Here is a 12441-nt window from a genome sequence, read left to right on the forward strand (position 1 = left end):
GATTTGTCAGGGTTTTGTTGCCGTTGACAAATCTCCGATCCTCGAAAGTTACAGATGCGCCTGGCCGCTTATGACCTGCTTGATCGCCTCGGCGAGCTTGTTGAGCCTGACCGGCTTTTTCAGCATTCTGCAGATGCCGTAGCGGCTGAGCGAGTTAGGGTTCTCGATGCTCTTGCCATAGCCGGTCATCAGAATCATTCTGAGTTTCGGATTGAGCTCGTGTAGCTGTTTGGCCAGTTCGATGCCGGTCATCTCCGGCATGGTGAGGTCGGTAATCACCAGGTCGAAGGCGTCCGGATCCTTGTGAAACTCGGCAAGCGCCTCGATAGGTGAATTCACGCCGACGATGTTGAAGCCGAGGTGGCCCATCATCACGCGCATGACCTCGATGGCGGCCAGCTCGTCATCGACGAAAAGCACCCGCGCGTTGCTCTGGTTTTCGTCGGGTTCGTTATCGATTTTCTCGATCATCGCCTCCTCCTCGATTATGGGGAGAAAAACCCGGAACGTGCTGCCGTTGCCGGGCAGGCTCTCCACCGTTATGTCGCCGCTGAAGCTGTTGACAATGCCGTGAACCACCGAAAGGCCGAGTCCGGTGCCCTTGTTGACAGCTTTGGTGGTAAAGAACGGCTCGAACACTCTTTCCATCGTCTCGGCATCCATGCCGCATCCGGTATCGGCCACGGTGAGCTGCGCGTAGCGGTCGGCCTTCAGGTTCGGCAGTTTTTTACGAAACTCGCTGCCGGGCGTCATCTCGGCAAGCTCGATGGTTATCTTGCCGCCCGATTCCGGCATGGCCTGGAAGGCGTTGGTGCAGAGATTCATGATGACCTGATGGAGCTGTGTCGGATCGCCCAGCACGTTGCCGCACTTGCCGAAACGGGTCTCGATGGAGACCGTTACGGGAATCGAGGGGCGCAGCAGTTTCAAGGCCTCCTTGACGATGGGCTGCACGTTGACGACAATCGGTTCCGACTCTTCCGAGCGGCTGAAGGTCAGAATCTGCGCAACCAGATTCTGCGCCCGCTCGCCTGCCAGCATGATTTGCCGGAAGAACTCATGCGGCTTGCTCTCTGTTGGCATCAGCAACACGCCCATCTCCGCATAGCCGAGGATTGGGGAGAGAATGTTGTTGAAATCGTGAGCGATGCCGCCCGCCAGCGTACCGATGGTTTCGAGTCGCTGGGTTTTTTGCAGGCTTGCCTGAAGCTGCTGATTCTCCTCCTGGGCTTTGAGCCGGTCGGTAACGTCAAACAGAATGCCGTCGATCCCCGTAAAAGCACCCTCTTCCGAAAAGACGCTGGTGCTGCGGTTTTCGACCCATTTGACCTCATTGCCCGGAACCGGTATTCTGAACGTGATCGTTGTCGAACTCTGCCTGGCGCGAAGTTTGTTGAAGGCATCGATAACAAGCTGGCGGTCTTCGGCATGGACGAAGGCAATGGCGTCGTCGAGTGACTCTACATGGTTCGACTGCATCAGTGCCTGCGACCAGGGCTGTATGCCGCTCGACAGGAGTCTGGCGCGATTGTCACTCGACAAGTGATACACCAGGCCGGGGATATTGCTGATAATGGCTCTGAACTCTTCGCTGATCCGTTTCTGCAGGGCGCTTTCGTGCAGCGCCGCCTCGGCCAGCTTCAGCTCGGTGAGATCGATCGCCGTGGTGCGCATTCCGGCAAATTTTCCCTCTTTGCGTATGGGCGAATTGTAGAGCAGCAAAGGCGCCTCGCGGCCATCGCGCATCACGATGGTATATTCGTTTCCCTTGGGGCTGTAGCCCGGATAGAAGATTTTTTGCTGGTTGGCCAGAGCCGGTTCAAGGTTTTCCGGCCAGCAGAAGCTGAACGCTGAAATCTCCTCTTTGACCTCTTCGGCTGAGACGTCGAAAAACTCCATTCCCGAAAGGTTGATATAACTGACGGCCCCTTGCAGGTCGGTTTCAAAGAGCGGGAAGGGCAGGTTCTCGGTCAGCTCGCGGAACTTCCGTTCGCTTTCGACCAGCGCGGCCTGGTTTTTGAGGCGCTCGGAAACATTGCGGGTGATGCCGAAGAGCACCGGTTTGCCGTCCCAGACGCCACGGGTGATCTTTGTTTCCACCGGAATCTTTTCGCCCGATTTCATCAGCAGCGGAATATCGCAGAGGGTTTCAGCGCCGGCAAGCATCGCTTCGACTTTTTGTTGCGCCTGTTTGCGAAGCTCCGGTGGATGGACTTCGAGCACGTTCATTGCGCGCAGCTCGTCGAGCGAATAGCCGAGCGCGTTGACCGTGGCGGAGTTGGCGTGCACGATGGAGCCATTCCCGGCGAGAATGAAGAGCATATCGTCGATAGACTCGAAGAGGGTTTCGAGATTGCGGTTGACCGTGCTGACCCGCTCTTCGTGCTTTGCCTGCATGATGGCCGCGCCTACATGCGACGTCACGGTTTCGAGCGCTTTGCGCGCATACTCCGGTACATGATCGAGCGTATGCGAGCCGATATTGAAGGTGGCGACGGGGCGGTTTTTGCTGAAAACCGGCAGCACTGCGAAGCATTTCAGTCCTTCATTTTTCAGCGTGTTCGTCACCCATTCTCTGAACACGGGGTTCTGGTCGCTGTACACGGCTTTGCCGGAAGTGACGATCTGGTATTCCGGTGTATTCTGCGTGAACGTGGCAAGCTCACGGTCGAGCGTGTTCGAAGTGCCCTTGCTCTGAAAAAGCTTCAAAGTCTTTTCGTTTTCATCGAGCAGATAGACCGCGCCACTGTCCATGCCTGAAATCTCCATCGCGGTCTTGAGGCAGTGCTGCATGGTCTCTTCGAATGTCTGCGAGGCGCTCAACTTGAGCGCCAGATCCAGCTCGCTCTGGAGCAGTTTTCTGACTTGCTGGCGTTGCAATGCGTTGGCGATGATGCCCCCGGCCAGAGAAAGGATCGACGCGGAACCGGTTGGCCACTCTTCCCGTTCTTCCCGCACGGCGTCGAAGCCGATGTAACCGAACGGCACATTGCCCGACACGAGCGGAATGAGGATCAGGGATTGTATATCCTGCTGCTGGAGAATCTCCCGCTCCGAGGCGGCTTCGTTCGGCAGCTCCGAAACCTCCGGTACGATAATGACCTCGCCAGCGGTGATTTTTTTCGTTGACCACTCGAACTCGGCGGTCGGAAGGTGCTGCAAAATATCGATCTGCGGTTCGATCCCTTCGGCGCACCACTCATGGGTATTGTCCATGAGCTTTTGATTGTCGTAGTACTGGAAAATATAGCTCCGGTCGGCATGGACGAACTTGCCGATCGCCTCCAGCGCCTTGTCGATCATGGCGTCGATCTCTTCGGCCGAGGCGCTGATGAACTCGTTGGCCAGCGTTGAAATCAGATGCTCGAACCGCCGGTTGTAAGCCACTTCCTGTTCCGACTGTTTCCGGATCGTGTTGTCGAGCACATAGCCTTCAAAGCTGGTGATAGCGCCGTCATCATTTCTGATTATGGTCGTGAAGTCGTAAATCCAGGCGATCTGGCCATCTTTACGGATGATCCGGTACTCCTGTTCAAATGAGGTGCGTTCGGAATCAGCGAAATAGTTCTCAATTTCCATCAAAATCCGGTCAAGATCATCCGGGTGGATAATATCGGCATACGCAATAATTCCTGAAGTGAAGTCTGATGGCGCGTATCCCAACAGAGCCGTGACATTCGCTGAGACATATTCGGTCGGATACCCTTTGCGATTCAACCACCGGAACACCGTGACCGGCCCTTCCAGAAAGAGATTGTGCTCTTTGCGAAGCTGCTCTTCGGCAACTTTGCGCTCGGTGATATCCTGATGCGATCCGGTCATGCGGAGCGCCACGCCCTTGACGTCACGCTCGAACACCTTGCCGCGGTCGAGAATCCAGACCCAATGGCCATTTTTGTGCCGCATTCGCACTTCCGCCTCATAAAAATCGGTTTCGCCGCGCAAAGTACCCTCAAGCAGCTCGGTGGCTTTGCGCAGGTCTCCGGCATGGCAAAAGCTTTCCCAGGTTTCAATCGTGACCTGGCCCAGCTCTTCCTGCGTAAAGCCGATCATTTCCGCCCAGGCTCTGTTGATGCTCACCAGTCCGGTCTGGATGTTCCAATCCCAATAGCCTGCATTCGTGCCTTCGATAACCAGGGAGAGGCGGTTCAGCTCTTTTTTCAGTTCGGCATTCTCGGCTTCGAGATGGCGGACGACTGATTCACTCTCGCTGTTTGCAGTGTTCATGGTGGCGTTGTCGTTCATGATCGATGGCATTGCAGTGGTAAGGCGGCCAGGGGCTGGCGCTGAGGTCTTTAGAATATAAAGAGCTTATAAAAATCACAAATGTAACAAACCTCCATTCATGAACTATTCTTAATCACGCTTAATTCCTGAAAAAAAACGAGCGATTCTGCCCGATGTCTGCCGGGCCTTTCCACCCAATGCACGAATCAGCGATCTGCAAGCAATGCTCGCGTTGAAACAATACGACTAACTACTGTCACGTCAATACCAAACAGTCTGGTGTATTCCCCGTCATTGCGAGGAGCTTAGCGACGCGGCAATCCATGCTGAAGCAGCGAAATCAACAAAAGATGGATCGCCACGTCCCGACAAGTCGGGCCTCGCGATGACGAATATCCGTCATTTTTTTCTTGACACGCCACTACGGCATAATGACCTTCATGGCGAAAGCATTGCTTTCGGTTTGGGGCAGACCTTGCCCTGCGCCCGGATGGGGATGGCGTCATCGGAAGCAACTTTACCTGCAATACAGGCAGGATGGAGGGGTGTGGATGGAGTTTTCTTTTTGTCGTGAAAGAATGCAGCGCCATTTCTCGATCGTGTAAAGTAACAAGGGCTGTCTCGTGTTGGAGTCCGAGACAGCCCTTGTTTACCGTTCTTACGATTTACGGTCTGCCGCCGGGACCGAAGTCGGGTCTGCCACCCCGGTCTTTTTTGTCGTCGTCAGAGTTTTTACCGTCCCTGTCTTTGCGTTGTCCGTCCGGCCTTCCATCGGGTCTGCTGCCAGACTGTCCGCCTGGTCTGAGGTCAGGCCTTCCATCGGGTCTGCTGCCAGACTGTCCGCCTGGTCTGATGTCAGGCCGTCCGTCCGGTCTGCCGTCCGGTCTGTCGCCGGGCCTGAAGTCGGGTCGTCCATCCGGTCTGCCGTCGGGTCGTCCATCGGGTCTGTCGCCGGGCCTGAAGTCAGGCCGTCCGTCCGGTCTGCCGTCGGGTCGTCCATCGGGTCGTCCATCCGGCCTGCCGTCGGGTCGTCCGTCCGGTCTGCTGCCAGGTCTGTCGCCGGGCCTGAAGTCAGGCCGTCCATCGGGTCTGCCGTCCGGACGCCCGTCCGGTCTGCCGCCAGGTCTGTCGCCGGGTCTGAAGTCGGGTCGTCCGTCCGGTCTGTTGCGATCGCGAATTCTCTGTTCTCTGAAATGACGATCCCAGTAGTTGCGGTCATGGCGGCGGTATTCGCGGTCGCGGCGATGCCTGATGTCATTCCATCGGTGCCGTCTGATCTGGTAGGGCAGGCTCAGGTATCCGACCGGAGCCCACGGCCCGCGGTAGTAGCGCGAGCGGAACCATCCGCCGTCACGGTAGATAAAGTAAAAATCGCCATACCGGATGACATCGTAGTCCCAGCCGTAGGAGACGGCAAAACCGTAATCGTCGAGGTAGATGAAATCGGGGCCATAGTCATCGACATAACGAGGGCCGCCCAGGTTGATGTTCAGATTGACTTCAGCATTGGCATTGTTCGGGGGCGTTGTGCAGAGCAGCAGTCCCGCAACCCCGGCGCCGGCCAGAAAGAGTGATTTTTTCATAGGTTGGTTCCTTTGATTTATTATGGTAAACATCACTCGGCGGAATCGCGATGCCCTGAAACAACACAGGAAGCCGAACTCCGTCCTTTTCAACAGGTATGACGTTCTCTGCCGGTAATACCTTTCATCAATCTATAAAAAACTGCGCCGGAAAATGACGGTCAGGCGGTTTATTGGTTATCTCCAGCACCTTCGCTCGCCATTGTTGCTCAGTGCAGGTTGTGTAATTTTTCACTCAGTGACTTGTGCGCCAGCAAGACCGGGTCGCCCTCCGGAAGACCGTTCAGATCGAGGTTTTTCACGACGAATTCAAGCATTCGCCGGTCGAGGTGTTCGGCGATGCCGAGCATGTGGGAGCGGTGGTGCAGCAGCTCGAACAGCATCACTTTTTCGGCCTGGTTGCGTTTCATCTTTTCGAGAATCCGCGCCATGAGGTCGTTGTCGAGATGGCGCGACACTTCGCTGAAGTATTCGAGCGGCAGATCGTTGGCGTAGTTGACTGCCTGGTCAACGCCCATCGTCCGGCAGACGCCGGCGGAAATCTGCGGGCGGATGTGCTCCACCATGAGCGGAATGACGATGAAGTGCGGAATGAACCGAACGATCGAACCGATGGCGTGGTACAGCTCATCGAAGCCGTCGGTCTTGCTCTTTATCACCTCTCTGACATAACCGGCGAGCGCCTCCTGCTCCTCCTGCGTGAGGTTTCTGAGCGTTTCGGGCAGTGGAATTTCGGTCCAGGCGAGCGTTTCTTCAATAGCGGTCATTACGGTCTTGGATGGTTGTCCGGAGTCGAAGCGCCGGTGATGGAGCCGGAGCAGTGCGTGACCGGCGAAGTTTCATTCAATAATGGTATTCAAAATATCGCTGAAATGAAAAGTATTTGCGTCACTGCCTGACGCAGTTCAGGCTTACCCGAAATTTTTCACCATGCCAGATCGATTTTGGAATGTTCTTTCACGTTATATTTGCAAAAAAATTTGTATAAATTATTTATACGTATTCCTTGGGCATACAGTTGTTCTTTGGCGTTGATTTCTAATTACAAAAGATGAAAGGAGGAGTAGCATGGCAACAATTCGTGCTGATTTCGACAGCTACAAAATCTGGTATTACAGCGCTCATCCATACGAGGCGCTGATCTACGTTTACAAGGAGGGGAGGTATGTGGGGCGCATCGTTTTCGTCAAGGATGACGCGGCCATTCCAGAGAACGCGAGCAATCCTGAACCCTCGATTCACTATCCGCTGAGCCGCTTCGAGGATGTGGTCGGCATCCTGCGCCAGGAGAAGCCGCTTTACCTGCACCTCAACCTCGCCAACAAAATCGGTACGCTCGCCACCTCCGAGCTGGAGCCTGCCGGTGAGCAGGAAGGTGTGTAAACGCGGTTGAGAATCACAACCGGAAGCCCCGCGCGAAACGGGGCTTTTTTTTGTCGCAGGCTTGATGGTTTTATCCCGATCCCGATTTCGGTGGCGATTCCTGCGGGTTCCGGCGGTAATAGGCTATATTCCAGCTTTTTCAGCGCTAAACGGGATTGGGCATGGTGCTTCTGACGGTTGAGGGGATTGGCAAGACATATGGTTTGAAAACGCTGTTCGAGGAGGTGTCGTTCGGCATCGATGACCGCGACAAGGTGGGCATCATCGGCGCGAACGGCAGCGGCAAGAGCACGCTGATGAAAATTCTCGCCGGCTCCGAAACGTCCGATACCGGTCGCGTGATGATTTCGCGCGACAAGCGCATCGCCTACCTGCCGCAGGTGTCGCCCTGCGACCCGGACGACACGGTGCTCGAAGCGGTGCTCAAGTCGGGTGACAAGGTGATGGCGCTGATCTGCGAGTACGAGCTGGCGCTCAAGGCGCTGGAGGAGTCCGACGGCGACGCGGCGCTGATCGAGAAGGTGACGCACCTGTCGCATGAACTCGACGTGAGCGGCGCGTGGGAGCTGGAGTCGAACGCCAAGGCGGTGCTCGGCAAGCTCGGCCTGAACGACCTGACGGCGAAAATGGGCACGCTCTCCGGCGGCCAGCGCAAGCGCGTGGCGCTCGCCCACGCTCTCGTCATTCCCAGTGACGCGCTGATTCTCGACGAACCGACCAACCACCTCGATGCCGACAGCGTCGAGTGGCTCGAAAGCTACATCCGCCGCTACGCCGGGGCGGTGATCCTCATCACGCACGACCGCTACTTCCTCGACCGCGTCGCCACCCGCATGATCGAGCTCGACGGCAAAACGGCCAAAACCTACACCGGCGGCTACGCGAGCTATCTCGTCCAGAAGGAAGAAGAGGATGCGCAGGAGATTCGCGACGAGCGCAAGCGCAATGCCCTCGCGAAGCAGGAACTCGAATGGATGCGCACCGGCGCGAAGGCTCGCACCACCAAGCAGAAGGCGCGGTTGCAGCGAGCCGAAACGCTGGTCTATGCTCCCAGGAAGGAGAAGCAGCAGGAGATGGAGATCGGTTTCGGCGCGGAGCGGCTCGGCAACAAGATCGTCGAGTTTCACGACGTCTCGAAGTCCTACGACTCCAAAACGCTGCTCCGCTCGTTCGATTACCTGCTCGAAAAGGGCGACCGCATCGGCATCATCGGCCCGAACGGATCGGGTAAAACTACGCTGCTTGAAATGATCGCCGGGCGCGTCAAGCCCGACAGCGGGCGCATCGAGATTGGCCCGACGGTGAAAATCGGCTACTACGACCAGGAGAGCCGCCACCTTGAAGACCAAAAGCGCGTCATCGAGTACATCAAGGAGGAGGCCGAGCAGATCAAGACGAAGGACGGCACGCTGGTTTCGGCGGCCAAAATGCTCGAACGGTTCCTCTTTGCCCCGTCGGCGCAGTACAACCCCATCGGCAACCTCTCCGGCGGCGAGCGGCGGCGGCTCTATCTGTTGCGCCAGCTCATCGGAGCGCCGAACGTGCTCTTGCTCGACGAGCCGACCAACGACCTCGACATCCCCACCCTGCGCGTGCTCGAAGACTACCTCGACACCTTTCCGGGGTGCCTCGTCGTCGTGAGCCACGACCGCTACTTCCTCGACCGCACCGTCGAGCACATCTTCGCGTTTGAAGGCGACGGCATCGTGCGGCGCTACCCCGGCAACTACAGCGTCTATCTCGACATCAAGGCCGCAACCGCCGCCGAAGAGCAAGCCGCGAAGAAAAAGCCAGCACCAGCCGCCGCAAAACCTGCGCCAACGGCATCAAAGCCGACATCATCGCCGAAACAGCGCAAGCTCAACAGCAACGAGAAGCGCGAACTGGAGCAGCTCGAAGCAGCCATCGCCGAAGCCGAAGAGCGTCAGGAAGCGATCAACGCCGAACTCGCCGCCGCCGGTTCCGACTTCGAGGCCGTGCAAAAGTTGGGCGACGAACTGCACAAAATTCAGGAAAAGCTCGAAAGCAACATGGAACGCTGGTCGAAGCTTGCCGAGCTGGCGTGAGGGGAACAATTGATAATGGATAGTTGATAATTAAAGAACCCGCCGGGGGGATTTGTAGGGGGTGGCCCTTGCGGAACATCGCCGGGAATTTCTTCCTCCCATAAGTCCCATAAGTCCCATAAGTCCCATAAGTCCCATAAGTCCCATAAGTCCTATTCGTCCTATAAGACCCATCCGTCCCATGCGACCTATTCTTTGCAAATAATACAGCACTCCCCATGATCGCCACCATCCGCACCCGCCTCGAATCCCTCGCCGATGAGCCGACGGCGGAGATTCTCCGGGGCTTTTTCAAGACCGGCCCGGGCGAGTACGGCGAGGGCGACCGGTTTCGCGGCATCCGCGTGCCGGTGCTGCGAAAGTTGTGCCGCGAGTTCCGGCACACGGGCATCGAGGTGATTTCGGAGCTGCTCGACTCGCCGTGGCACGAAGACCGGATGCTTGCGCTGCTGCTGCTCATCGAGCGCTACCGCGCGTCGGACGAAGCGGGCAGGGAAGTGCTGTACAATTTCTACTGCTTGCGAACCGACCGCATCAATAACTGGGACCTGGTCGATGTCACCTGCCCGCACATCGTGGGTCGCCACCTCCACGCCCGCGACCGCTCGCTTATTTACCGCTTCGCTGAATCGCCGAACCTCTGGGAGCGGCGCATCGCCATCGTCTCGACCTTCCACTTCATCCGCAAGAACGACTTCCGCGACACCATCGCTCTCGCCGAACGTCTGCTCGCCGACCCCGAAGCGCTGCTCCACAAGGCCACCGGCTGGATGCTCCGAGAAGTCGGCAAACGCGACCAGCCAGCGCTCGAGGCCTTCCTCGACCTCCACGTCGCCGCCATGCCGCGCACGATGCTGCGCTACGCCATCGAGCGCTTGCCGGAGGAAGAGCGGCTGGGGTGGTTGAAGAGGCGGTGAGTGGGCGTGGACGTTGTGGACTTGGTGGACGAAGTGGATGAGATTGGCGGGGAGTGAATCCCCTCTACAATTCATCATTCAAAATTCATAATTCATCATTCGGCGGCTTTGCCGCCGTCGCCGCCGCCTGTTTGCCACAGCCCGAAGCTCAGCATATCGGCCAGCGATTCGAACTGTTTTGTTTTCATGTCGCCGATGCCGTGGCCGGCTTTGTAGTCGGTAAAGAAGAGCACCGGTTTGCCGGAGGCGGAGGCTTCCTGAAGTCTCGCGGCGAATTTGGCGGGTTGCCAGGCGGGGACTCTGGGGTCGTTCATGCCTGCGGTGATGAGCGCTGCCGGGTAGCTGACGCCGTCGCGGAGGTGCAGGTAGGCGTCCATTTCGAGGAGCGCTTTGCACTCGACCGGGTCGTTGACCGTGCCGAATTCGGGAACGTTGACCGGGCCGTTGGGGCTGAATTCGCTTCTCAGCGCGTTGAGCACGCCGACCTGCGGCATGGCGGCGGCGAAGAGGTCGGGGCGCTCGGTCATCGCCCGTCCCACGAGGATGCCGCCCGCGCTCCCTGCGTTGATGGCGATGTGCTCTGGCGAGGTGTAGCTCTCACGAACCAGGTATTCGGCGCAGGCGATGAGGTCTTTCCAGGTGTTGGGCTTGTTCGATTTCATGCCCGCCTTGTGCCAGTCGTCGCCCAGCTCGCCGCCGCCGCGCACGTGGGCCACGGCGATCATGCCGCCCCGGTGCGTCCAGAGCAGGAACGAGGGGCTGAAGAACGGAGTCATCGAGTTGCCGTACGCGCCGTAGCCGTAGATCAGCACTTGTGTTTTGCCCTCCTTTTTCATGCCGCGATTGAAGATCAGCGACAGCGGCACCCTGACGCCGTCGTGCGACGGAACCATCACTTCGCGCACTTCGAGGTTGTCGTATTCGGGGTAGCTCGCCTTCGACGAAAGCGTTTCGTCGATGAAGCGCTCGCGCCTGGCATCGTAGCGGTAGCGGCGGTAGTCGTGGTTCCAGCCGCCCATGATCGTCCACAGTTCCGGCTTGTCGAACCCTTTCGAGCTGATCGACATCGTGCCCGCCTCGAACGGGGTTTCGATCTTTTTTGCCTCTTTGCCGTCGTAATCCAGACGGTATAAATCCTCCCGGACGCCGTTGGTGGAGATGGTGTAGAACAGCCCGCCGTCGGTCAGCGCGAGGGCGGTGAGGGTGCCTTCCGCCGGTTCGCCAATGACCGTTTCGGCGGTCGCCAGATCGGGCTGGTCGAGCGAAGTTTTCAGCACCTTGAAGCGTGGGGCGTTCTTTGGCGTAAAGAGGTAGAGATCGTGCTTCGTCGCGGCGAAATCATACACCTCGTCCTCCGGGCGGAAGAGCGGCTTCCACGGAATCGAGGAGTCGCCGATGGCATCCTCATCGGCGTACCAGGCGGTGATGCGCGGATCGACGCTGCTCACGAAGGCGTAGAGCTTGCGGCTCTTGCGGTCGTACGAAACGTAGGGGATGTCCTCCGACCTGATCTTCAGTTCGGGATCGTGCGTGCGCGAAAAGATTTCGCGGTCGGTCGAGGGGTCGGCGCCGACCCGGTGCAGCCAGACGCGGCTGTCTTTCTGGCGATCCTTGTCGAGCAGGTCGTTGCTGTTCGTGCGGGTGTAGTAAAACGCCTCGCCATCCGGCAGCCACGACGGGGAGGCGAAGCGGCCCCGGTCGATCCGCTCCGAAAAGATGTGGCCGTTTTTGACCTCCATCACGAACAGCATCGCGTCCTCCGAGCCGTTCGGCGAGACGCCGATCACCACCTTCGAGCCGTCGATGTTCGGTGAGACCCGGCTGATGACGAACGCGCCGCCGCTGCCGTCCTTGTACGTTGTCGGGTCGAAGAGCAGCCGCTCCTTGCCGTTGTAGCCCTTGCGGAAAAAGAGCTTGCCGGTCTCGTCCGCGGGCGTTTGCTTGAGGTAGAAGTAGCGGTCGTTGTCGGTGATCGAGAGGTTGTAAATCTTCTCCGGGCGGCGCTTGTCGAACTCCACCATTTTGGCGATCAGCTCGTTGCGCCCCGGAATCTTGTCGAGCACCGCGCGCGCGTGATCGGCCTGGCGCCTGTACCACGCCTGAACTGCCGGGTCTTTGAGATTTTCAAGCGGTCGGTACGGATCGGCGATGCGCTCACCGCACACCGTTTCGACCACGCTGGCCGATGGCGCATCCATGTTCGCCGGGCTTGCTGCGAGGGCGAGATTCGGCGCGGAAAACAGGAGAGCCAAGAGGCAGATGGTG

7 protein-coding genes are annotated in these 12441 nt (G+C 58.1%); 3 read left to right on the forward strand and 4 right to left on the reverse strand.

Annotation, left to right across the window (positions count from 1 at the left end):
* Positions 1–48 precede the first annotated feature (48 nt).
* The 3 genes from EST62_RS07500 to EST62_RS07515 all read right to left on the reverse strand — a co-directional run bounded on the left by EST62_RS07500 (position 49) and on the right by EST62_RS07515 (position 6577).
* The gene (locus EST62_RS07500) at positions 49–4257 is read right to left on the reverse strand and encodes a PAS domain S-box protein (protein ID WP_245153518.1); all 4209 of its coding nucleotides are present in this window, start codon (positions 4255–4257) and stop codon (positions 49–51) included.
* A gap of 635 nt (positions 4258–4892) precedes the next feature.
* Positions 4893–5810 (reverse strand): hypothetical protein, encoded by a 918-nt coding sequence (locus tag EST62_RS13650; RefSeq protein WP_209019420.1) that lies wholly within the window; start codon positions 5808–5810, stop codon positions 4893–4895.
* Between the two features lie 209 nt (positions 5811–6019).
* Positions 6020–6577: a hypothetical protein gene (locus EST62_RS07515; RefSeq protein WP_129051483.1), complete on the reverse strand. Its 558-nt coding sequence runs from the start codon at positions 6575–6577 to the stop codon at positions 6020–6022.
* Between the two features lie 301 nt (positions 6578–6878).
* On the opposite strand from EST62_RS07515, the gene EST62_RS07520 reads away from it, so the two are divergent.
* The 3 genes from EST62_RS07520 (at position 6879) to EST62_RS07530 (ending at position 10176) form a co-directional block, all read left to right on the forward strand.
* Positions 6879–7193, forward strand: coding sequence for a hypothetical protein (locus EST62_RS07520; protein WP_129051484.1), 315 nt, complete (start codon positions 6879–6881; stop codon positions 7191–7193).
* Positions 7194–7354: 161 nt separating this feature from the next.
* Entirely contained in the window at positions 7355–9259 is a 1905-nt protein-coding gene (locus tag EST62_RS07525; RefSeq protein WP_129051485.1) for an ABC-F family ATP-binding cassette domain-containing protein, read from the forward strand.
* Between the two features lie 218 nt (positions 9260–9477).
* Positions 9478–10176, forward strand: coding sequence for a DNA alkylation repair protein (locus EST62_RS07530; RefSeq protein ID WP_129051486.1), 699 nt, complete (start codon positions 9478–9480; stop codon positions 10174–10176).
* 95 nt (positions 10177–10271) lie between these two features.
* Here the strand turns inward: EST62_RS07530 and EST62_RS07535 are convergent, their stop codons facing one another.
* Positions 10272–12374, reverse strand: coding sequence for a prolyl oligopeptidase family serine peptidase (locus EST62_RS07535; RefSeq protein WP_129051515.1), 2103 nt, complete (start codon positions 12372–12374; stop codon positions 10272–10274).
* Between the last annotated feature and the right edge of the window lie 67 nt (positions 12375–12441).

The sequence above is a fragment of the Chlorobaculum sp. 24CR genome, from assembly GCF_004118635.1.
Lineage (GTDB): Bacteria > Bacteroidota > Chlorobiia > Chlorobiales > Chlorobiaceae > Chlorobaculum.

Bases quoted from the DNA above. Each gene is read 5' to 3' on its own strand.
- EST62_RS07500 (WP_245153518.1), bottom strand. From the start codon at position 4,257: ATGCCATCGATCATGAACGACAACGCCACCATGAACACTGCAAACAGC.
- EST62_RS13650 (WP_209019420.1), bottom strand. From the start codon at position 5,810: ATGAAAAAATCACTCTTTCTGGCCGGCGCCGGGGTTGCGGGACTGCTG.
- EST62_RS07515 (WP_129051483.1), bottom strand. From the start codon at position 6,577: ATGACCGCTATTGAAGAAACGCTCGCCTGGACCGAAATTCCACTGCCC.
- EST62_RS07520 (WP_129051484.1), top strand. From the start codon at position 6,879: ATGGCAACAATTCGTGCTGATTTCGACAGCTACAAAATCTGGTATTAC.
- EST62_RS07525 (WP_129051485.1), top strand. From the start codon at position 7,355: ATGGTGCTTCTGACGGTTGAGGGGATTGGCAAGACATATGGTTTGAAA.
- EST62_RS07530 (WP_129051486.1), top strand. From the start codon at position 9,478: ATGATCGCCACCATCCGCACCCGCCTCGAATCCCTCGCCGATGAGCCG.
- EST62_RS07535 (WP_129051515.1), bottom strand. From the start codon at position 12,374: ATGGATGCGCCATCGGCCAGCGTGGTCGAAACGGTGTGCGGTGAGCGC.